Below are 24021 nucleotides of genomic sequence, written 5' to 3' on the forward strand. Positions count from 1 at the left end.
GGCATTCGCCACTTTGTTAACTTTACATGTAGATATCAACAACTGCACGCTCAGTGCTGCTGCTTGCCTGTCTGAACTTGTCCAGCGAAATGCGGAGGCCGCCCTGACGGTAACGGTTATTCGTTTGCTCACCGGATACGTCTTTGCCGTCCACGGCTACGCGCTGCACACCCGTGCTGCCGTTCAGGTGGTACACAAAGGTTACGGGGGTACCGGCGTACTCGAATTCGAACTGCATGCCGTCCAATTCGGGAGGAAGCACCGGGTCGATTACGAGATCGCCGCCGTCCTGCCGAATGCCCAGCGCATTGGAGATCAGCTGGTTCATGTAGATCCCCGGGCCGCTGGAGTAGATTCTCCATCCGCCTTTGACCGGAACGGCTCCCGTGCGGAGCTGTTCGAAATGCTCCTGCGCCTCGTAACGCGTGTTGAACTTGCCGTCCGAGCTGCTGAAGTACGCATTCGCTTGGCGAATCTCCGCGTTCGGCACCACTTCGCCGATGCCGACCGGGTTGATGATCGCAAGGCCGTTCCACACTTGATCGGTTTTGCCCAGCTTCGCCATCGCTTCCACGTAACGGATGTGGGCATGCACGTACTGCAGGCCGATTTCCCGTCCGAAGTTGGACGCCTGCTCCGCACGTTTGAAATGCGAGCTAACGCCGCCGGCATACTGTGCCGGGCGGTTCATCAGGCGAACGCCGTCCGGGCACAGGAACTGCTCGCGAATCAAAGCATAGTGCGCTTCGGCTTGCTCCGGCGTCAACAGTTCGCCGATCATGCTGCGCGTCATCGGCAGCAGGCGGTACTGAATGCCTGTTTCTTCGTCGGTTGGATGCAGCATCAATTTCGGTTGGTCGGCGTGCTCCATGTATACGAAGCCAGGAATCACGTCCGTGCCGAGCATATAGCGGTTGAAGTCGCCGCGAATGCCTTCGGCCAAAGCGCCCAGCTCTTCGGCAAAGGCCGCGTCTTTCTGTTGCAGCGCCCCGGACAGCACCTTCATCGCTTGGTACGTCAAGGCCACGGTCCAGCTGCTGACCATGTATTGCTTCAGCTGTGCATTGGCCGGCTGGAGTGTATCGTCCCAGTCGCCGTCGCCGTACGAGGACAGGAACGTGTCGTGCAGGAAATGGGTACGAATGTACTCGATCTCTTTTTTCGCATGCTCCAGCACCGTGAACGTTTCGTCCGTAAAGCCAAACTCATGTTTAACCGTATAAGGAACCTTCTCGTCCAAAATCGCATAATCGCGGGTCGACGTCAGATAGTCTGCCAGCACTTTCAATGGCCAAACGATAATGTCGCCATGGCTCTCTTCCTGCTGGATCGCATAATAGTTGTCGAACATGAACCATTGCGGCCAGCTGCCGTCGTCTTCGTATTGATGCGTGTACACCATTTTGATGATGTCCCGGACTTGCTCGTATTTCTGGGTAGCCATGAAATATTCCACCGGTCCCTGACATACGTCGCGCGTTCCCCATGCGGCACCGCCGTATTGCTCCAGTCCGTGAGGTACGGAGTAGTGAACAAGCATGTTGTGGGTATACCACCAAGCCAGTGCGTTGACTTTAAAGAGATCCTCCGCGCTTTGTCCTTCTCCGCGGGACAGGCGGAACCCGTTCATCACCCCTGCGAAAAATTCGCGGTATGCCTGCACTTCTTCCTCAAAGGACAGCGCCTTCGCCTCGGCTGTGCCGTTCGCGCCCTGCTCCAAAACGCCTTCAATCGTCATCGTCCATTCGCTGGAGCTGTCCAGGCTTAACACGACGAGAGACGCGCTTCCGCTTCCTACGCCGCTCGCCAGTAAGGTCTCGTCGCCTGCGGCAATGGATGCACCTTCCACGGATAACCGGTATTGCAGCCCTGGATACGCCGAGGAACTGATCGCTTTCGGATCGGCCTTAAACACGAGCACTTGGCCTTCCTGCACCATATGCAGCGGATATTCGTACTCGTTTACGTTCATCGTGATCTGGTTGGTCACCAGGTAACGGTATGCCTTGCCGCTGGCAGAACTTACGTTGAGGCGCACTTCTGTTGCAGCAGTTGTGGTATAGTTCGTCACCACGATCATGTCGGATGCGGTTTTGTACATCCAGCGCACGTAGTTGAATCCGATTTCGAACAGGGATGGCATCGTCAGCAGGCGGTATTTCCCGTCCATTTCCACGTAGATGCGCTGTCCTGCCGTTTTTGGCACGTTCAACGCGTTGCGCGCATTGCTCATCATTTTGTTGAAATTGGTGTTGCCGATGACCAGTTGGGAATTGAAAATACCGTACATATACGAAGTCGTCGTAATGACCGGCGTTCCGAGCTTCACGTTGCGCCCGCTCATCAGAATATGACCGTGCGGACGCTCCACCAGCAATTCCTTCGCTTTCAGCACAACATGCTCATAGTTCTCCGTAAAGAAGGACAGCAGATTGCCCTCGCCGCGCTCTTCCTGATGGCGCTGCGGGAACAAGGCTTGCACCTCTTCTTCGGACATGTCGAGCGCAGCCAGAGGTTCGCCGATCATGGAGGAGCGCTTCACTTGCTCCAACGTTTCGCCGCTTTTCAGGCTGCGGTTTTGCACGGATTCCCAAGCAGCTTCGATCTCTTCTCCATATTCCAATGCAGTGATGGCGGCAGCATGATCCGGTTTGGCCAATCCGTAGAACACCACTCGTGCTTCGCCGTCCAGCTTCAGCAGTTCGGATTGCAGGGCCGTGTAAGCAAACTCATATTGATACGTTTCATTGGCCAGTTTGGCATGCTTCAAGCTTTCCGGTTCATTCGTTTCCTTATAGGACAATCCGAAGAACTGAAAGCCATCCGTGGAGTATCCAACCGCCCTCGTGAGCGAGCCTTGCTGCATGTACGGAAATGCACCGCCTTGCGGTTGGTTTTGACGGGAGCATACGACGTATCCTTTCGCTTCATCCTCGAATACCGTATGATCGATATACTGCGACAGATACGCTTCATTGCTGCGCACGGCTCCCGGATCGGCCAAACCGATATCCTGCCCGTAAACGACGTCCACGCCGTCATGTTGTCCATTCAGCGTCACGTCCCAGAACCACACGCCTTGCGGGGTTGCCGTAAATACGACCCGATAACCGATCGCTTGCCCGACCCCTTCCGGCTGTACGCTGCCTTCCCAGATCAGTTGATCGCCAGCTTCCCCACCATGGGACAGCTTGCTGCCGGAATGAACGCCCAGCAGCGGATACGCGCTAATGGATTCTCCTTCATACACCCGCAAGTACAGATTGTTCAAAGAACCGTCGAGCGGATTGCCGAGCAGTTGATTCAGCATCGTGCTGCCCAAAGAAGCCTGGTACAGGTCGCCGCTGTTCATGAAAGTAAAAGTCAGGTCCCCGGCCTTCAGACGGATGGATTCATGTGTTTTCGTTGTCAATTGGCTCACTCCTTAATGAAATGTACTACAAAGAACGATAAATCGAAACGTTTCGATTTTATTGAAAAACAATAGAGGTCCCTCTGGAAATTTACCTGAGCAGGCAAACTTCCATCGATGAACCTATATTACCTATGCATTGTCATGAGGCCGTTTCCCATGAACCGGAAGTTATGCCTCACTCCATGGGCCATTTGGCCAAGCTTGCCAAGCGCTGTCCAATGATTGGGACAGCATGCATATATCCACTCAGCTGCTCCAGCACTCAGCCACCGACACCTCTTTACGCGCTGCCTTCCAGGCCCATTATGGGGTGGGCCTGCAGGCAGCAGCTACGCAGGCGATACGTCCGATTCGGCTTGCACAGCACGAACAGAGCGGCGCTCCACCATATCGATCGTCAGCGTATAAGAGGGATTGACCGCTTCGCCATTCAACATCTGGAACAGCAAATGCCCTGCGAGCGATCCGGCTTCGTGCTTGGGCTGGCGTACCGTCGTTAGCGGCGGGTGCACGTACTCCGACAGCTGAATATCGTCGAAGCCGATCACCGAGATATCCTCCGGCACCCGAATGCCGCTCTCCTCCAGCGCTTTCAATCCGCCGATCGCCATCTCGTCATTCCCGTAAAACACTGCCGACGGAAGATCCTTTTGCATGATCATCATCTTGGTCGCGCTATACCCGCCCTCGCGTACGAAATTCCCGCTCAGGCGCCATTTCGAGCGCTCTTCCAGGCCAGCCTCCTGCATCGCCCGGATATAACCTTGATATCTCAAAGCGTTATCGTACGAATTGGACGGCCCGCTGATATAAGCAATCGTCCGGTGGCCGCCTTGGATCAGATGACGCGTAGCCAAATATCCGCCCTGCTCCCCGTCCACAAGTACATTGACCAGATGGTCTCCGGACAAATGGCGGTCCATCACGATGATCGGAAAACGCTCCCCGGCCGACTCCACCAAAATATCGTCATGGATGTTATGCGCCAAAACGATGGCTCCATCCACCCTCTTCTCACGCAAAAACCGCACGGCCGTCGAATCGCGGCCCCCCATGGAGCTGCACGCGATCAGATCGTATCCGTTAGCCAACGCCACGTCCTGCACGCTGCGGATCAGTTCGGAATAATACGGACCCGACAAGTCGGTCAGGATCAGCGCAATCGTATTGGTCCGGCTCCGCTTCAGGTCCATGGCAAAGCCGTTTTTGCGGTAATTCAGTTCCCGTGCCGCCTCGAGCACTTTAGCCCTGGTCTTGGCACTCACCTTGCTGTCCCCGTTCAATGCATAGGATGCCGTCGATAATGCCACACCTGCCAGCTTGGCCACATCCTTAATCGTTGCCATTCCACGTTCGCCCCTTCTTACAAGAACAAAATCTCATTTTAACTACATTTTATACTGTAAATGGTTATAACAACCACTTAATTCTATACAAAAACATGATATTGATTTCCCTCATTTGATTCGAAACGTTTCGAGGTGTTTCCAAAAAAAATGGACCTGCTTGCGCCGGCTTGAATTCCAGTATACACACCCATCTACGTGGGTGCTCGTTCATCAAAACAACTTCAAAAAATGAAGAAGATGGAACAACGCCCATGTTGCTTTAAAAAAACAGCTTATAAAACCATGCATTGAAACGTTTCGACACTATCATTATAGACGGAGTTGACAGCGATTTCAACCATTTTATCCATTTTCGCAGAATTAAGTATGCCCGCTGACTCGTTTTCGTCGTCATACACCCCATAATTACGCAAAGGAAGGGCAGCCCGGAACCCCTCCTTCTTTTGGTATTGCGTTAAGGAACGGTCCCCCCGCCCAAAATGGCGTCGGCCTGTTCCCGAAATTGCTGTGCCGCCTCTTCCGGCGTAATCCGGCCAAATAAAAGCTGGTCATATAAATCGCGCAGCACCAGGGTCACTTCCGGCGTCTCTACAGGGTCGGGAGGATCGATGGGACTGCTGTTGTTTTCCACCCAATCGATATACTCGAATACCCGCGCCAATTCAGGCTCAACCAGCTGCTTCATCTGCTCTTTCACAGTGGAAGATACGGGCACGCCCCGCTCTCCCTTGAGCAGCATATTGGCTTCCAAATCATTGACGAAAAAGCTGATGAATCGTGCAGCCTCCTCCTTGTGCCTGGAATTGCCCGCGATGGAGAAAAACATGCCCGGCTTCAGAAACAATCCTTTGTCATTGTCTGGTCCCGGCATCGGCGCGATGGATAAAAGCTTGCCATAACGCTGGACGGTGCTGATGTACTGATTCGAATATCCCCAGCTGAATAACGCCTCGCCTCTGTAGAACGGATCACTATCCGGCTTGCCGATGTCCGAGGTCCAAATGTCTGGCGCAAAAATCAGCTTGCTCTTCGCCAAGCGCTGCATCCGGCCGAAGTAGTCGACGAACAACGCATCATCCTCGTACCCGAGCCGTTTGCCGTCCTCGTCATATAACTTGTAGCCACGCTGCCTTAGATAATACGCAAAGAACTGTTCCGGGGTGAAATAGGTGCCCACGTAGACGTCTTTGCCGATCAGCTCTTCCCCCATCCGTTCAAAATCTTCCCATGTCCATTTCTCGGTTGGCTCCTCGATCCCTTGCGTCTTCAGGACTTCCGGATCGTACATGCTTAACATGGCATTGACGCCGAGGCTAAGGCCATAGACCTTGCCGTCAATGCTTCCGCCTTGCACCTGCTGAGGATCAATGTCTTTCGTGTCGATTAGCCCTTTATCGATATACGGCGTCAAATCCTCCAAAAGCTGCAGCGAGCTGTACTGGGACAAGTAGGAAATGTCCATCTGAATGATATCGGGCAAGGCATTGCCCGCTGCGTGGGGGGCCATCCTTTTCCAATATTCGTTGAAGCTGCTGTACTCGTATTCGATGCGTACGTGCGGGTTCATCTCCTCATACAGCTTGATAACGGCAATGGTCGCATCGTTGCGAAATTCGCCGCCCCACCAGGCTATGCGCAGCGTAACCGGTTCTTCCTCCACGATCATGCCGGGCCGATGGGCAAGCTGGGGTACACATCCCGCAAGGGCGATCATCATGCCGATGATCCCGATCATTCGCAGCCATCTTCCCACAGCTCTTCCTCCTTTGGCAGCGGCAGCATGACCGTAACCCGGGTTCCGTATCCCGGCCTGCTCTCCAATGCAATATCGTACTCTTCCCCAAAAGACAAACGCAATCGCTCCCTGATATTCAGCAGCCCGATGCCGGTGCCTCGCGTTTCCACTTCGCCGCGCAGCACGCGTTCCACATATTCCGGAGCCATGCCTGGACCATGGTCCTCAACGATGACCATGAGATTCTCAGCCTGCACCTCAGACCACACCCTGATCAGACATGGCCCGACTTGGGGCTCCAACCCGTATTGAATCGCATTTTCAATCAGCGGCTGCAGTGTCATCTTGGGAATGGAGCACCCGAGGTACGCAGCGGGTACGTCCAATCGGAAATCGAGCCGCTGCTGAAAACGATATTTCTGAATCGTGATGTAGTGATTGACGATTTCTAATTCTTCGGCCAGCGTGATGACGTTTTTTTTGAAGCTGATGGACGCGCGCAGCAGGTACCCCAGCGATAGCACCATGCGGGATATTTGCTCCTGCCGGTTTTTTTTGGCCAGCCAGTGCACCGAATCGAGCGCGTTGTACAAAAAGTGGGGGTTGATCTGGGCCTGCAGCGCCTTGAACTCGGTTTCCTTAATGACCAACCGGCTCGCATAATTTTCTTTAATCAGCGTATTGATGCGCGTGATCATTAGCCGATAGGTGCGCTGCAGCAGCCCCAGCTCATCCATCTGTTGGGACGCCGGCATGGAGATGCTGGCATCCATGCTTCCAAGGTCACCGTGCTGCACTTCCTTCATTTGCAAAGTCAACTGCCGGATCGGCTTGGTGAGGCTGCGTGCAAACGCCATACCCAGTCCCAGCATAAACACGATGGCAATCAGATACACGACGACGAGCGCGTTTTTCAGCCAGATGATGCTCTGGAACACGTCTTCGTAAGAAACCATGTTGTAATAGCTCCAGCCTGTATGTCCCGATTTCTTCTGGGCCAGGAACACAGCCTTTCCGTTCAAATTTTTGATCTCATATCCACCGCTTCCGGGAAGCGGTTTCAAACCGGAGGATACTGACTCTGGAAGCTTGCGGTAGGGGTACACGACTTCGTCTCCCGCCTTCAGTACGATGTCGCTGTCCTCGCTGTCGATCCCGGCATAGTCCTCGACGAGCCGTTCGATATGGATACGCAGAAACAGAATACCGACCGGCTCCAGCGTCATGGGTTCATAAGCCCGAACTTGGCGTACCAGGACCAGCATCGGATCGTCGTCATCGGGGTACAACCAGCGCACCGCGCCATCTGCCCGTTCGGCGGCCTGAATCATTCGATCGTATTTTTCCTGCGGCACGGTCAGCGTCTCGCCATATTTGTTCACCATGCCTTGCGCATCAATCAGATGAACGGACTGCACGTATCGTGCAGTCCCGCTAATGTGCTCCCAGAGCCGATCCGTCATCTTCTTGCGTTCGATGAAGCTTGAGTAATCCGTCTCGTCCTGCAGCAGTGATTTGAGCGCCTTCTGAATGACGTTATCCGAAATGATATCGAGGGACAGTGCCTCCAGTTTTTTAAGCTCCACATCCACCGTGGAGGATGAAAGGTTCAGCAGCCTCGATGATTTGTCATACAGCTGTCGGTCGTAAACGGAGTACGTGTAATACAGGGAAGTGAACGCCAGCGTGATGACCAGGGCCATCATGAGCATAATCATGAGAAACATTTTCATTTTGATGCTTAATCTGCGGTAGGCTGTCATGGCAAGTGCGCTCCTTTGCACCACGTGTTAACACTACTTATATCACATGGAGGGGAGACTTTCTGTCGAATTGGGACAAGATCGGCCAAAGTATGACCATGAATGCATATTGCCCATCCGATGAAGCCGTTTCCCGCATATCGCCTGCGATCGCCATCTAATATGCAAGACAGTTATTTGGCTTGATAACGGTCGTAAGCAGCCTGATGCACCTCGATGGCCCGATCGATGCCCATGCTTTTGATCGTTTCCACCATGGCGTCGAATTCGGTGATCGGTTTCTGCCCACTGATGATGGCCGTCATCGTTTCATTCAAATACGTGTTGACCTGGCTCATGATGGATGTGCTTGTGCTCGCTTCTTCCGTCGACAGGCGAATCGGGGGCAGCGTGAGTGCCGAGCTGGATTTCATCCATGCCTCGTTGGCGGCTCGCTGTCCATCATCGAAGAGCAAAGCGTCCAAATAACGGCTGTCCTGGTTGATCGGGCCGTCCATGATGGACAACGCATAAGCAGCCAATGCCTGGTCATACGTCAGCCCTTGGGGATTGTTCGTAATGGTTTCGGTGAATTTCACACCGTCTCCATCCTTTACGTAACTCTCATTCTCGATTCCGAAGTTGAACAGATCGCTGCCTTCCTCACTGTAATTGTAATCCATCCACTGCACGATATATTTCAATTTGTCCTCATCGGCAGAGGAAGTGATGGCTTCGCCGTAACTCAACACTTTGGTTTCCATATTAAAAGCGGCATAAGGCGTTCCGTCAGGCGATATCGGCGAAGTTACGCCGGTTACATTGAAATCCGGATTGGTATCCCGCATCAGGTTGAAATATTTGCCCATGCCGCTGAACACGCCGCCTTGATAGGCTCCTGCCAGATTGTTGGTAACTTTGTAGTCAAATGCTTTGCCGTCATTGGTCATGATTTCGGGGTCGACCAGCCCTTCCTTGTACCACTGAGCCATCGTTTCCAGGAAATCACGGTATCCGGGCTGGATCGGTCCGAATTCAACCTTGTCGCCATTCATTTGAAAACCGCCGATCACGCCGAAGCCTGGAGCGAAATCGTGCAGCTTCGTCAGGTTGCCGGGACCCCAGTTGCCGGTGAACGGGAGTTCATCCGCCTTACCGTTGCCGTTCGGGTCCTGCTCCTTGAACGCTTTGAGCACCGTATGCCACTCGTCGATGGTTGTAGGCGCTTTCAGATTCAGCTTATCCAACCAATCCTGACGAATGATCAGACCGGAGGTGGCATTCAGCTTGAGCGCGTCCAGCTTGAGCAGCGGGAACATGTAAATCGTTCCGTCGTCGAGCGCAATCTGTTTCTTGACGTCCGGGTCGGATTCGATAATCCGCTTCAGGTTTGGAGCGTACTGGTCGATCAGTTCGTTCAGTCGAATGATACGCCCGTCTTTGATCATCTTTTCCGGCCCGCCCACGGCATCGGCCCAGTTGTAATAGATGACGTCAGGCAGCTCCTTGGTCGAGATCAGCAAATTGAATTGGTCGCGCTGCTGTCCGAGCGGCGGATGCGTGAAATTGACCTTGATGCCGGTCAGCTCCTCCTTCTTTTTGTAAGCCGCAATTTCGCCGAAATTACCGAGGGAAGCCGTCAGCTTGGCATCATTTGCCCGCCAGTAATCAATGGTGAACGGCTCGCTTGTAATCGGCAGCGGAATTTCGGTCAGTGCCTCGGCCTTAGGCTCCGTGCTCTCCGCAGGCTTGGCTGCTTCCTCTTCCGCACCTCCCGAACAGCCTGCCAGCAGTGTCATCGTCAGCAGGGAAGACAGCAGGATGGACCCCATTCTTTTTTTCACGTTGTTCGCCTCCAATTAAGTCATTTTATAAATATCGGAAGCCGTGCATCATGCGCAGTCAGCTTCCTGATATTGCAACGAAAATATCATTTATTGTTTCACGGCACCGATCAGGGCGCCTTGGACAAAGTAACGCTGGATGAACGGATACACCAGCATGATCGGCAGCGTCGAGATGATAATCGTGGCATACTTGATGTTTTCCCCGATGGCAAAGCCCGTATCGGCTCCCGCCCCCATGGCCTCCGTGCTGCTGCTGATCAAGATATCCCTCATAATAATTTGGATCGGATACAAGTCCTGGCTGCGCAGATATAACATCGGGCCGACATAATCGTTCCAATGATCGACCGCGTAATACAGCATCATGACGGCCAGAATCGGCTTCGACAGCGGCAGCACGATGCGGAACAGGATCCGGAAGTCATTCGCCCCGTCCAGCTTCGCCGATTCGATCAGGCTGATGGGAATGCCTTCAAAATTGGTTTTCATGATAAGGAAATAAAACGTGCTGATGGCACCTGGAATGATCATCGCCAGACGTGTATCGACCAGCCCCAGGTTTTGAATGAGCAGGAAGGTCGGAATCATGCCCCCGCCGAAAAACATCGTGAACGTGATCATGCGCATCAGCATTTTTCTGCCCATCAGATCGCTGCGCGACAGCCCGTACGCCGCGAGCGAAGTCATCAACAGGTTAATGGCCGTACCGACGACCACATAGAACAGCGTGTTCATGTACCCGGTGTAAATGCGCGTATCCTTAAACACGGACTTGTATGCCTCGAGCTGGAAACCCTCGGGCAGCAGCATCAGAGACCTGGAGCGCAGCATCTGGTCCGGGTCGCTGATCGAAGAATTAAACACATAGAGCATCGGGTAAAAGCAGATCACTATGATCATGAGCAGCACCAGTGCATTGATCGCATCAAAGACGCGTTCCCCTATAGACCGTTTCATCGCTTCACCTTCCGATCACCAGAGACTGGTTGAATTGAGCTTTCTGCTGATCGCATTGGCGATAATAAGCAGAGAGAAATTGATGACGCCGTTGAATAACCCGATGGCGGTGGAATAGGTATAGTTCCCCTCCAATATGCCTGACCGGTATACAAAAGTGGATATGACGTCCGATGTTTCATAGGTAGGGGCGGTCTGCATCAACAGGATTTTCTGGAAGTCGGAGTTCATGACCGCCCCCAGACGCAAAATCAGCATGATGACGATGGTCGGCAGAATGCCCGGCAGCGTAATGTGCAGCAGTTGTCTCCAGCGGCCCGCGCCATCCATTTTGGCAGCCTCATACAGCTGCGGATCAATGCCGCTAAGCGCGGCCAAAAAGATAATCGACGCCCAGCCTGCGCCCTGCCAGATGTTGGAGAGGATGTACATCGGCCGGAACATGTCTTTTTCCGCCAGGAACATGATCGGCTGCATGTCGAAAAATTCGCGAATGACGTTAAACAGTCCGCCGTCCAAAGATGAGAACGTTTTCAACATTCCGACCACGACGACGACGGAAATGAAGTGTGGCATGTAGCTGATCGTTTGCACGGTGCTTCTGAACCATTTTTTGCGCACTTCGTTCAGCAGCAGCGCCAGAATGATCGGAGCCGGGAACCCGAACACGATGCTGTAAAAGCTCAAAATGAGCGTATTCTTGATCAGCCGCCAGAAGTAATAGCTTTCAAAAAACATCGTGAAGTTGTCAAACCCGATCCATGTCCCGGACAAGATGCCCTTGACCGGACTGTAAGACTCTTGAAACGCCATCAGCAACCCGTACATCGGCCCATAGCTGAAGATCAAATAATAGGCAACGACGGGAATGAGCATCATGTACACGTACCTGTTGCGGATCAATTCTTTTTTGACGACGCCCCATCTGCCGGATGGTTTCAAACGCCCGGATGGCATGACCGGACTTCGTTTCAATTCCATTCTCCTTGCCCCCATTCCTGATGTTCATTCACCTTCATATGGATAATGATAAAATCCGGAAGCGGTTCTTCCCATGTCCATTTCCGATATGTTAATGCTCAAAACCGAGTTCTGTCCGACAAAAAAACACCCTGTCGCCATAACGGGCATACAGGGTGCGACTATATAAGTTGAACGATACATTTCCATAAGAACGGAGCCGGCAGAACGAATGGGTTACGGCGCTTTTTTGAATTCCGAAGGAGAGAAGCCCGTGAATTTCTTGAATACTTTGCTGAAATAGGGCCAGTTCGCCCCAAAACCCGTTTGCTCCGCAAGCGAGGAAACCGTGCATTCCCCGTCCTGCTCCAGCAGTTCCATCGCTTTGCCGATCCGGTAACGCATGACGTAGTTCGTGAATTTCTCGCCGGTCTCCTTTTTGAACATTTTGCCGATATAGTCCGGGTTCATATAGATCTCTGCCGCAATCGCCTGAAGCGTAAGCGACTCATCTCCGTACCGCTTTTCCACCAGCTGTTTGACGCTTCGCACCATTTGCGACTGCCTTGATCGCTGCTGTCTGTAGCGCTGCATGGCAATGTCTTTGGCCGTGCCGAGCAGAAATTGCTGGAACGAAAGAAGCGTGCTCGTCTCGATCATGCCGGGCAGGCGCTCCATATGCCTCTTCATCTCGTCCGGGCCGGTCAAGCGGATGATCTCCATGAACATCTGGATGAGATAGGACTTCGTCTGGGAAATGTCGTAACGCAGATCGGTCAGCAAACGGAAGCTGCGATCCAGCTCGTTCTCGGCCTCCTGCCAGTGCCCTGATTTAATGGCGGTAACGAGGCGTTCCTGATCAAATTCGAATTCGGGCAGTCCTCGCTCCTCTGGAGGAAGGAGGTCCCTTTCCATGATAAGGCTGCCTTCCCCAAGGTAGAAACGATGATTCAGGTAAACCAGCGTCTGCATGTACAGCTGCCGTGCCTGTGACAGCTCCCCTGGCTCGCTCAGCGCGATCGTCAGGTCGTAATGGTAATATCGGGCAAACGTATCACGGATTTCGTCAATGCTGCGAAAGAGCTGATCTTCCGTCAGTTTATTCTCGATCATGAGCAATACGTGCCGTCCGACGGTTGTGCTGAGCATCGGATTACGGACGATATCCTCGGCAATGTTCTGAATGGCAAACAAATGCATGAATTCGTGCTCTCCCTCAATTTCGACCAGCAACAGCCGTACCTGCTGGCTACGGAACTGCACACCGAACAGCTCGCCGAAATGCTTCCACTCCTTAGCGCCATACGTCTTGTTTGTGACGAGCTCCTTCAGGAAATATTTCTGCGCATGCGGCAGCACCCGTTCCAAATTAGCTTGGATCGATTGCACGAACCGCTCCTGATCGGTCCATTCGTCCTTTTCGCCCACCAGTTCGCCGATGGCTTCCACGAGGCTTTCTTCGCTGCACGGTTTGAGCAAATAATGCTTCACCCCGTACTGCATCGCCTTCTTGGCATATTCGAATTCCGTAAATCCGGTCAGCATAATAAACGAGATGTCCCGGTATTTCGAAGCTACTTTCTCGACGAGCTGCAGCCCGTCCATGCCGGGCATGCGGATGTCCGAAATGATGATGTCCGGCCGTTCGCGCTCAATAAAAGCAAGCGCTTCCAATCCGTCTTGCGCGGTGCCGACCAATTCCGTGCCGAGCTGCTTCCAATTCATGACGCTGGCGATTCCATCCACGATCAAAAATTCGTCATCGACCAGCAGAACCTTATACATGTCTGTTTCCCCCTGCTCTATATGCGGATCACTTCTCTATTATATGGGTATTTTGCACAATTCCGGTCATAAAAGTTTCCAGTACCGGCTTTTGCGCAATGTAAGGGAAACAGCTTCTACACAATAACGGAGAGGGCAGGAAGAATCTGGAGAAGCGAAGCGGTCTAAAAGCTTTCTGAAAGAAAGCTGCATCGGAAGCATAAGCTTCACCGGATTTCCCTTTGAAAAAAGGGGATCAAAAAAATCCGGGGATAACAGGGATCGGAAGATGGTTCTGACCACGTAGTGACTCCGTGTAAAAATCATCGGTTCAACTTATATAATGTCAAAAAAGCCGCGTGCGGACCGAGGCATTTGCCTCATCCGAACGCGGCTGAACGCCGAAATAATAAACCTATTTGATCCTATCGTGCTTTCACGGCATGAATGAAATGTATCGTCTCAAACGCGGCCAGCCGGTCGCTTCGACCCTCGAAATAACGCCGCTGAATGTCTTCGGGCGACAAATGCTCATACACAAGCAGCCCGGCATCGGCCAGCAGGGACTCTATTTCTGCATACGTATAGCAGGACTGCATCGGTTCGCCGCCCATCGCCGCCATTTGCACCATTTTTTCTACTCTTCCCGAAAGACCTTGCGTGCTGAATGTTCGTTCATCGGCATAATCGAACACGATAGAGCTTCCGGCAGGCAAATCGGCAAACAGCTCCCGCAACAAGCGTGCATTCACTTCTTTACTCAAGTAATACGATACGCCCAGCAGGCTGAAAAATGTTTTCAGCTGCCCGAATCCGGCATCGGTTAGTTTCCGGATTGCCGGTTCATGGATAAAGTCCATCGGAACCGGATGCAGGTGAGAGGGAACGTCCAGGCCAGCCCGGCCCAGCCGGTCCAGTTTGGATTGCTGCGTGGCCGGATGATCCGCTTCATAGATGTGAAGAAGTCCTTGGAGTTCCGGGTGCCTGAACGCAAACGTATCCAGCCCTGCGCCAAGAATGACGTATTGCCGGGTCCCCAGCCGCACCTCATTCATCAGACACTGCTCGCAATAGGCTGCCCTTAACAACGTAATCGGAGCAAGCTGCACATGGACGATCCATTTCAGCGTTTCGTCCGGGTCGTCGGCGTAACGCTCCGCGATCTCTGTGTTGAAAAATGCAATGCCCTGCGTCATGTTTGCGCGAATCATGGCTTGTTCTTCGGGTGTAATCAGCTGCTTGGCTAGGAAATCGTCAAAAATAAGCGGGGTATCATGCTCACTGTGGTAGGCGCGGGCAAAAGCCGAAATCAGGGATGTGATGCTGGACTCATTCTTCTTCATCGTCGAATCCTCCGTATATACAAAAATAGAGTTCCCCTGGCCAGGAGAACCCTATTATATACGCGATCATTTAATATGTAAATTATAGCATAAATAAACTTTTTTGTCAAGTAAAAATTCCGCTATTGGCGAAAAAGCGACCTTCTCCTTGCCGGACGAAGCCGGACAAGGAGTCAGGCATCCAGCCCGTACTCCTTGGCTTCCCTGCCGCGGTTCATTGCCCCATGGACCAGGAAGCCGATGACCGCCACGCCCGCCATGGCCGTGGCCAGCCAGGCTACGGGAATCAGTCCCTGGTGGTCGTACATGACCCCCATCGCATACGGCCCGATGACCCGGCCCACCGCACCGATGCCGCCGGACAACCCGATATAGAACGGGGCAGCCCCGCCCGCATGCTCTGAAATAAACGCCGGGGTCGCAGGCGAGATCAGCATTTCCCCGAACGTAGCCAGCACCATCGCGAGCACCATGCCCGGATAATTATACATCGTGATCATGACCAGGTAAGCCATGCCGTAAAATACGGCGCTCGCCGTCATCTGCGCATTGGACGTGCGTGCCATGGTCCGCTTAACCCAAGTGGTGAACGGTTGGCCCACAAAAATCAGCACGCCGTTCAACGTCCAGAGCAGGCCGTACATTCGTTTTTCCATGCCCTCGGAGATGATATACGGGGACACGCCCGTATTCCAGATCGAGTTGCCGAACAGCAGAAACAGCACGCCCAGGCTCATGAACAGATACAACCTGACATTGCCGAGCAAAGCCCATGTGCTTGTGCCTGTTTGACCGGTCCGGCTGCGTTTGGCAAGATGCACGCCCCCCTGTTCCGGCTCTGCTTTCGACAGGTAGAACCAGAAAAAGACCGCAAATGCCGCTGATGTCACCCCGTTCAATACAAAGCTAAGATGATACGAAAAGTCCGCCAAAAAACCGCTGAGCGCCGTTCCTATGGCTACGCCGATATTGTTCGCCACATAGATGACGTTGAACAGTTCCGCCCGCCGCTCGGCAAACCGAAACCCGACAAATGCCTGGATTGCAGGCAATGATAATGAACTGAACAGGCCGATCCAGCCCATGGCGCAAATGAATACGACCCAGTAGGCGCTAATGAACGGCAATGCAAACAACCCGGCCGCATTCAGCGCAAGCGAACCGATGATCAGCTTTTTGACGCCGACGCGGTGGTACAATGCGCCCCCCAGCAGTTGGCCGAATATGCCGCCAAGCGACTGGATGAGGATGACGAACCCGGCATTAGCCATCGTTCGTCCTAGTTCGTCGAACACGTACATCGTGGTCAGAGGCCACATCAGGGCACTGCCCGTAGCGTTGACCAAGCTTGCGAGCAAAAACACTTTTACTTCTTTCGGATACGTATCAAGCCATCTCAACATGTCGATTCCATTCTCCTTCATTCAAAACAAAAGCCTTCGCTCCGGCCGTCTGATCAGCCCTGAGCGAAGACATGGATATTCTAGGTCTATTCGTTCATTGTTGTTTCCACTGCCCTCAGTCCATCTTACCCGAAAACATGACATGCGCAAGCACACTCATTGACGCTTCACTTCAACAGTGGATGAGAAAAAGGTCGCTCCATTGCCCATGTCGGACAATCGGTTTGGCGTCAGCATGTTGACCCGCTGTTTCCGTCCCGCGCCGTCCCACCATAATCCTTGGCTGATGACCGTCCCCGGCAGCATCGCATCGCTGACCTTCGCGACCAGCTCGATGCGCCCGCGGTCGTTCCAGACGATAATCGGGTCGCCGTCGGCCACGTTCCGGCGCTCCGCGTCTTCAGGATGAATGTGCAGCAGCGGCATTTTCTCCATCTTCTGATGCTTCGCCGAGTTGGCGAAGGTGGAATTCAGGAAATTATGGTTCGGCGGGGAAAGGAACATCAGCGGATATTTGTCTTCTTCGCTTGGCCGGCGCTCGCCATCATACCCTTCCACCGCCGGGCGGTATGTCGGCAGCGGCGGCAAGCCGCGCTCCCGCATCGTTTCCGAGTACAACTCGATTTTGCCGGACGGCGTGGGCAGCGTTTCGAGGAACGTGGCATGCGCCGCCATGTCCAGCTTCACGAACCGGTTGGCTTTGAGTGCTTCCAACGTAATGCCATTCATGTACGGATTGCCCGTATCTTTTAGCGCATCCGCGATCATTTGCTCCGGCGTTTCGCTGAATATTTCGGGGTCATACCCCATCGCTTGTCCCAGCAGCGAAAACAGCTCCACATTGCTTTTGCTCTCCCCGATTTTCGCGATGACCGGTTCCTGCAGCTGCACATACTGATGCCAATACGATGTGTACAAATCCGTTTCTTCGAACGAAGATGCCGCAGGCAGCACGATATCGGCGTATTTGGCGGTATCCGTCAGAAACAGGTCATGCACGACCGTAAAAAGGTCTTCTCTGGCAAAACCTTGCATAACCCGCTCTGTATCCGGCGCAACCACCAACGGGTTGCTGCAATAAACCATGAGGGCCCGAATCGGCTGCTCCGCCTCCAGCAGCGCTTCACCGATCCGGTTCATGTTCACGACGCGCGGTTCCGGGTTCGCTCGCAGTTCCGGGCGCTCCAAGGCATCGCCGTTGGTGCTGGCATAACTGTTCGTGCGCACGGCCCCGCCGCCGCGCTTCAGCCAGTGCCCGGTAATCGCGGGCAGGCAGGCAATGCTGCGCACGCTCATGCCGCCATGGTCGTGGTGCTGCAGCCCGTTGCCGATATGGATGTAACCCGCGTCGGCGCGCCCGTACAGCTCGGCAAGCTTCACGATGTCCTCGGCCGATACGCCCGTAATCCGCGCCACCCGCTCAGGCGTGTACTCGCGGACATGCTCGCGCAGCGCCTCGTGACCGACGGTATATTTTTGCATGAAGGCTTCGTCCACCATCCCGCGTTCAAACAGCACGTGCATAAGTCCGAGCGCAAGCGCGCTATCCGTGCCTGGATAGAGCGGGATGAACCAGTCAGCCCACTGTGCGGTACGATTGCGATGCACGTCGATGACGACGATTTTCGCCCCTTTTTTGCGGGCTTTCTCGGCCAGCACGACTTGGTGCATGTTGGTGCTCACGATATTGCCGCCCCATACCACAATGACGTCCGCGTGCTCCGTATCTTCCGGCAATGTGCCGCGATTGGCACCCATCGTATATTTCCAGCCCGTATTGCCTGCCGCATTGCAGATTGTTTGCTCCAGCACGCTGGCACCCAAAGCGTTGAAAAAACGTTTGTCCATGCCGTCCACGCCGAGAATGCCCATGTTGCCGTAGAAATTGTAGGGCAAAATGCATTCCGGTCCGTACGTCTCGGACAACGCGCGGAACCGGGTCGTGATCTCGTCGATCGCTTCGTCCCAGCTGATGCGTTCGAACCGCCCCTCTCCCTTGGCGCCGACACGTCTGAGCGGATACTGCAGCCGTTCCGGATGATAGACTCGCTCCGTCATGTTTCTGACCTTGTTGCAGATGGCGCCTTTGGTGATGGGATGATCGGGATTGCCCGTCACCTTCACGATTTTTCCGTTCTCCTTATGTAGCAGCAGGCCGCACGTATCCGGGCAATCAAGCGGGCAAACCGCCGGAAATACGCCATTGTCCTGATCGATCATGTCCTTTCTCCTCCTCCTGCAAAATGCTATTGCTATATCATATCGCCAATTCGACTTTTTGCGCAAAAAAATTTGCTTTGCCTGATTCACCTAAAGATGGCGCGGGTACAATATAAGCAAGGCATCAGGTTAGTGTTTCCCCACTTCCTCCTTATGCCATATCATGGACCACTCCCGAAATTCGCCATGGACAGGTTTCGTTCCCCCGAACCTCTTCATGGCGAATTTACTTTTCTGCGGTTTACATTTTTAAAATGGTAAAAAAACAAGTGCAGGCGTCCCTGCACTTGTTTCGTTATGAGTATAAAACGGTCCTCTTCACGTTACGTTATAACCTCTCGCGGCTTCCGAACCTCACACACCTTATTCGGGTTGATTTGACCGTTCAGCATCGGTAACGAACCTCAGACACGTTATAGTTAGCGCAAGGCCGCCCAATTCCCCTTTTTCGGTAAAATAGCGTGCGTAGGATTCGTTAGCGCTGAACAATGCGGAAATGAGCCATTATAAGATGCCTCAGGTTCGTTACGCGTCGGATCACGTTGGATTCCTCCATCGCTGGCATTATGCCTGCTTGCTCCATACCGCTCTTGTCTCCGCCTTCGGCTGCGCCCCTTCCGCTGCGGCCGCCTCCGGTTTGGCTGTGCGCATATACGCCAGGTAGTACGCCCCCGCCACAAAGAGCGCGCCTCCCGTCAGATTCCCCAACCATACGGGCACAACATTCATAAAGAACTCGCCCCACGAATAGTGCCCTTCGAAAATGGCCGCCGGAATCAGGAACATGTTGGCCACAACGTGCTGGAAGCCGATGGCCACGAAAGCCATCGTCGGAAACCAGATGCCCAGCACCTTGCCGCTCATCGTGTCGGCTGCATAGGACAACCATACCGCCATCGCCACCAGCCAGTTGCAGCCGATGCCGGAGATGAAGGCCTGCAGGAAACCGTCATGCAGCTTATGCCCCGCCATATCGACCAATTTGGTCAAGTATGCTCCGTCGCCGGTCAATCCCAGTACGTGGCCGAAGAAATACGCAACGAACAGCGCGCCCAACAAATTGCCGAGCGTCACCAGCAGCAGGTTTTTGAACATGCTGCCTGGCGTAATTTTGCGTGTCACTGCCGCCAGCGGTACGGCCATCATGTTGCCTGTCAGCAGCTCGCCGCCCCCGACCAAAACCATGATCAGCCCCACCGGGAACACTGCGGCCCCGATAAAATTGGCGATGCTTCCCCACTCCGCCGGAGCAGAGGCAATGACCCGAATATCCAGCAAAAAGCCGAGCGCGATAAACGCTCCGGCCAGAAAACCGAGCACCAACACGGTGGATACCGGACTTTGCGCTTTTTTCATCCCGGTCTGCGCCGTATATTGTGCAACCTCAAGAGGTGTTTTTGCCGCCATAACGCATCCTCCTCTTACTGTGTGATGAATCGCCCTGACAAAGGTCTTTTCTTTTCACCGTTCAACTTCATATTTTCATTGTATCTCGCCAGGCGGCAAAACTTTGTGCAAATAATCACAATACCCGTATTAGCGATAATGTTGAACATGTTCCTTTCCATAAAATTGCGGTAAGATGAAGAGAAACCTTACTGGAGAGGGGCTTTGTCATATTGGATTTACGAAAAGGAGCATGGGCTGCGCTTATTCTTGTACTTAGCATTTTGCCTGGATGCATTCTTCATTTGAACAAAGTTCAGCCTTCTCTTGCACAACAGCATCTAAACGCGTTCGAAGACATGATCCACTCTATGGATGACGGGGAATATGCGCTGAACGCAATCATTCCGTTTGACTGGGATGCCATGTATTCATTTTCTCCCTATACCTCCAAAGAAGAAATCACTTCGGCCATCGGCTTCGAAAGCGATCACGTTTATGAATCGGACGATGAAGCGATCCAACAGATCATTTTCGTGAAAGACCGGGAAATCGTCTGTTCCCTCTACGGCTCTGTGGTCAAAATGGGTTATCAATTTCATTTTCAGAGCTATGACGAGTATTATCGTGAAGTGAAAAAGAGTGAGAACTTTAGCGTGACTGTTCTGCGTGAAGAGAATTTCATACATTTGAAGTTAAGCGGCAGATCGCCGCAGCATGCGGACAACCTGTAATCACCAAAAAAACAGCAGGCTGACGGATCTCCGCCAACCTGCTGCTGTTTAAATATCGACTTTACATATATAAAGAGTTAAACCATTGCCGGTGCTTTCACTTCCACAGGGGGCAGAGCTTGGAGTCCCGCCGAGTTCAGGAAGTTCCACGGTTTGTTGTAATGCGGTTGGAAGAAGAAGTCGATGAACGCCAGCTCATCCACCGTCATGTTGTTCTGGATGCAAACCGAGATCGTATTGATCGACTGGGTCAGATCCGCCTGCGACATCACCTGCGCCCCGACGATGCGGCGTGTAGCTTGTTCATACACCACCTTGAGCAGCAGTTTCTCGGCAGTCGGCATGAACTCCGGACGATAGCTGTCTTCCAGGGTTACCGCTTCGACAACCAAACCTTCATCGGCTGCCGATGTTTCGGTAAGTCCCGTACCGGCAATGTTTTGCTCATAAATTTTGATGCCCGATGTGCCTTGGGTTCCGAGGTAAGGCGTTGTCGGACGAACAAGGTTGCGTGCCACGAGCGTACCCATGCGCACCGCGTTGGTCGCAAGCGGAATGTAGGCTGCTTTGCCTGTCGGATTGTAATGGATCGCACAGCTGTCGCCTGCGGCGAAAACGTCTTTGTGGCTGGTTTGCATGTATTTGTTCACGATGATTGCTCCGTTCGGAAGCATGTCGACTTGACCTTTCAGCAGTCCCGTATTTGGACGGAAGCCGATGCACAGAATGACCAGATCGGTTTCGATCTCTCCTTTGGACGTGATGACTTTGGTTACTTTGCCATTCTCGCCTTCAAATTTCTGTACCGTTTGGCCAAGAGCAAGCTTGATGCCGCGTCCAGTCAGCGTATCTTCGATGGCATCCGTGAATTCACGATCCAGGTATTTGTTCAGGATGCGATCCACGCTGTCGATCAGTGTGACTTCTTTGCCGTTCATTTGGAAGGCCTCGACAAGCTCCACCCCGATGTAGCCTGCACCAACCACGGTAATGCGTTTGGCCTCTTTTGCCTTTTCAATGATCGTGTTCGAGTGGTTGTAGTTTTTGCAGAGCAGGATGTTATCCATCTCGATGCCGTCCAGCTTCGGAATGACTGGCCAAGAACCGGTCGTTACGATCAATTTATCGAACGTGTCTTCGAACTCTTCGCCGGTTTTCAGGTTTTTCGCCCGCAGCGTATGGTTGTCGGCATCCACCGCAGTCACTTCGTGCAGCATTTTGGTGACCACGCCAAGGCTGGCCAGTTGGTCGGGCGAGGAATAGAACAAGCCGTCGGGATCTTTGACTACGCCGCCCACGTAAAGGGCAATCCCGCAGGACAAGAAAGAGATGTTGTCATTGCGTTCATAAACCGTGATGGTGGCTTCCGGATACAATTTGGCTGTGTTGACGATGGCTGCGGTTCCTGCATGTGTACATCCGATGACTGCGATTTTCATGATGAATTCCTCCTTGAGAGTTGGGCATATGATTAAAAACAGCGGATAAATAAACGATAATTAGATATGTGAAATCATTCACTTTGTAGCGTACGTCCTTTTGTGATTAATTTCACTTTATGCCCTTATTATAATGTGACATTTTTCACATTGCAATAGGTTCTACAAAAAAATTGTACAAATTTAAAGTTTCCTCTCTCGGCTGTGGTTCGCCTTCCCCTTTACTGACATTACATTTTCCCCTGCTTTAAGACAATTTATGCTTTGCCACGCTTGGGTTTGAGACAGGTTTCTTTTCCGCAGATTTTTCTTTCGAACGCCCCCTTCGAGGCATTTGAAAAATTGTCACAAATTTATAACAGGGTGTCATTTTTATGATGGAAAACGCTTACAATCATTAATATAGATGATCCTTATAATGGATTAACTATGATTAAACTCCCAATATTCCCAACAAGGAGGCTTATCTTTTGAAAAAAATTTCATGGTCCGCCCTGCTTCGATTCATCCCGGCTGCCACCTCCATTGCCATGGTCACTGCAAGTGCTCTGGCCGTTTCGCCGGTTAACGCCGATTCTGCACCGGTTACGATTAAGACCGAGGTCATCTCCGCCACTGCGCCTGTGGGGGCGGATGTATCCTCCATTTTGCAGAGGTTCAGGGATTACAGCGCTTTTGCAACGGGAGATCTGGCTAAGGACACGGCCTATGCGCTCAATATCGTTTCGTGGCAGATGCCTCATGGCGGCTTTTTCAAAGCGATGGAAGAAAAATACAAAGCCCGTTGGGATGGCAAAACCGCGCGCTCGGATTGGAAGGACCCGAATGGCGTTGAGCTGGGCACGTTCGATAATGATGCAACCGTCACGGAAATCCGTTTCCTGGCCCATATGTACGATCAAACGGGCAATCCGGTCTTCAAGGACAGTATCCGCAAAGCCGTCCATTTCATTCTGGTTTCGCAATATCCATCAGGAGGCTGGCCGCAAGTGTACCCCAAACGCGGAAACTACTCGGATGCCGTTACATACAACGACAACGCGATGGTGCGCACCATGGTCCTTATTGACGATATGATTGAACGGCGCGAAGGCTTCAATAACGACATTCTGAATGAACAGGATCGTGCACGATTGAAAAAGGCCCTGAACAAAGGCATCGACTACACGCTGAAAGCGCAAATCGTCAACAACGGCGTGCCTACCGTCTGGTGCGCCCAACACGATCCGGTAACCTTTACCCCGCTGCCGGGGAGGGCTTATGAACTGGCCTCCAAATCGGGATCGGAATCGGTAGGCATTACCGCCTTCCTCATGTCCAGGCCGCAAACGCCCGAGATCAAAAAGGCCGCGCAAAGCGCGCTTCGTTGGTTCGATACCGTTCGGGAAAATGGAACCAAATACAACCGCCAGGGACCGGTGTATTTCGAGCCTGATCCGGGCAGCGTCATCTGGTACCGTTTCTATAACGTGGATGAGGATGTTCCTTTTTTTGCGGACCGGGACGGGTTGAAATACATGGACATTCTGGAGATCAGCGAGGAGCGCAGGCACGGCTATTCCTGGGCCGGAAACTATGCTCGCAATCTGCTTAAACTGGCCTCCGAGCAAGGATATTATACATTGAGGCAGCCGCTCCCCTAGGTCTGCTGCGGCATGACCCAATCCGCTTTGGTACGGCAGTTTTGCCGAAAACTGCGAACCATTCCGCCACGTTCACAAAAAAAC

General features: G+C 52.8%; 15 protein-coding genes. 2 read left to right on the forward strand and 13 right to left on the reverse strand.

Translation table 11 applies throughout. From position 1 onward, the window contains the following. Nucleotides 1-22 precede the first annotated feature (22 nt). The 12 genes from MKY59_RS28915 to MKY59_RS28970 form a co-directional block, all read right to left on the reverse strand. Complete coding sequence (locus MKY59_RS28915; RefSeq protein ID WP_339275013.1) at nt 23-3412, reverse strand: cellobiose phosphorylase; 3390 nt, start codon at nt 3410-3412, stop codon at nt 23-25. Between the two features lie 332 nt (nt 3413-3744). Then, on the reverse strand, nt 3745-4761 hold the full coding sequence (locus MKY59_RS28920) for a LacI family DNA-binding transcriptional regulator (protein WP_339275014.1): 1017 nt from the start codon (nt 4759-4761) through the stop codon (nt 3745-3747). A gap of 457 nt (nt 4762-5218) precedes the next feature. After that, nucleotides 5219-6517 carry an ABC transporter substrate-binding protein gene (locus MKY59_RS28925; protein ID WP_339275015.1) on the reverse strand — a complete coding sequence of 433 codons (1299 nt, stop codon included), beginning with the start codon at nt 6515-6517 and terminating at the stop codon, nt 5219-5221. Further along, complete coding sequence (locus MKY59_RS28930; RefSeq protein WP_236413114.1) at nt 6496-8262, reverse strand: sensor histidine kinase; 1767 nt, start codon at nt 8260-8262, stop codon at nt 6496-6498. Before MKY59_RS28930 ends, MKY59_RS28925 begins: the two co-directional genes overlap by 22 nt. Nucleotides 8263-8435: 173 nt before the next feature. Continuing rightward, on the reverse strand, nt 8436-10085 hold the full coding sequence (locus MKY59_RS28935) for an ABC transporter substrate-binding protein (protein ID WP_339275016.1): 1650 nt from the start codon (nt 10083-10085) through the stop codon (nt 8436-8438). A gap of 90 nt (nt 10086-10175) precedes the next feature. After that, the gene (locus MKY59_RS28940; RefSeq protein ID WP_236413116.1) at nt 10176-11045 is read right to left on the reverse strand and encodes a carbohydrate ABC transporter permease; all 870 of its coding nucleotides are present in this window, start codon (nt 11043-11045) and stop codon (nt 10176-10178) included. 15 nt (nt 11046-11060) lie between these two features. After that, entirely contained in the window at nt 11061-12002 is a 942-nt protein-coding gene (locus tag MKY59_RS28945) for an ABC transporter permease subunit (RefSeq protein WP_236413715.1), read from the reverse strand. A gap of 240 nt (nt 12003-12242) precedes the next feature. Continuing rightward, nucleotides 12243-13790 carry a response regulator gene (locus tag MKY59_RS28950; protein WP_339275018.1) on the reverse strand — a complete coding sequence of 516 codons (1548 nt, stop codon included), beginning with the start codon at nt 13788-13790 and terminating at the stop codon, nt 12243-12245. A 404-nt stretch (nt 13791-14194) separates the two neighbouring features. Continuing rightward, complete coding sequence (locus tag MKY59_RS28955; RefSeq protein WP_339275019.1) at nt 14195-15112, reverse strand: class I SAM-dependent methyltransferase; 918 nt, start codon at nt 15110-15112, stop codon at nt 14195-14197. Between the two features lie 173 nt (nt 15113-15285). Then, complete coding sequence (locus tag MKY59_RS28960; RefSeq protein ID WP_339278497.1) at nt 15286-16512, reverse strand: MFS transporter; 1227 nt, start codon at nt 16510-16512, stop codon at nt 15286-15288. Nucleotides 16513-16671: 159 nt separating this feature from the next. After that, entirely contained in the window at nt 16672-18735 is a 2064-nt protein-coding gene (locus MKY59_RS28965; RefSeq protein WP_339275020.1) for a molybdopterin oxidoreductase family protein, read from the reverse strand. Between the two features lie 564 nt (nt 18736-19299). Next, nucleotides 19300-20142 carry a formate/nitrite transporter family protein gene (locus tag MKY59_RS28970; protein WP_339275021.1) on the reverse strand — a complete coding sequence of 281 codons (843 nt, stop codon included), beginning with the start codon at nt 20140-20142 and terminating at the stop codon, nt 19300-19302. A gap of 212 nt (nt 20143-20354) precedes the next feature. Between MKY59_RS28970 and MKY59_RS28975 the strand changes: the two genes are divergently transcribed. Beyond that, a complete protein-coding gene (locus tag MKY59_RS28975) occupies nt 20355-20855 on the forward strand; it encodes a hypothetical protein (RefSeq protein ID WP_236413122.1) in 501 nt (166 codons plus the stop codon). Between the two features lie 77 nt (nt 20856-20932). Here the strand turns inward: MKY59_RS28975 and MKY59_RS28980 are convergent, their stop codons facing one another. Beyond that, nucleotides 20933-22294, reverse strand: a complete 1362-nt coding sequence (locus tag MKY59_RS28980; protein WP_339275024.1) for an FAD-dependent oxidoreductase — start codon at nt 22292-22294, stop codon at nt 20933-20935. A 470-nt stretch (nt 22295-22764) separates the two neighbouring features. Here MKY59_RS28980 and pelA point away from each other — a divergent pair, with 470 nt between their 5' ends. Beyond that, nucleotides 22765-23937, forward strand: a complete 1173-nt coding sequence (gene pelA, locus MKY59_RS28985; RefSeq protein ID WP_339275025.1) for a pectate lyase — start codon at nt 22765-22767, stop codon at nt 23935-23937. Nucleotides 23938-24021: the final 84 nt, after the last annotated feature.

It is taken from the genome of Paenibacillus sp. FSL W8-0426 (assembly GCF_037969725.1).
GTDB lineage: Bacteria > Bacillota > Bacilli > Paenibacillales > Paenibacillaceae > Paenibacillus > Paenibacillus hubeiensis.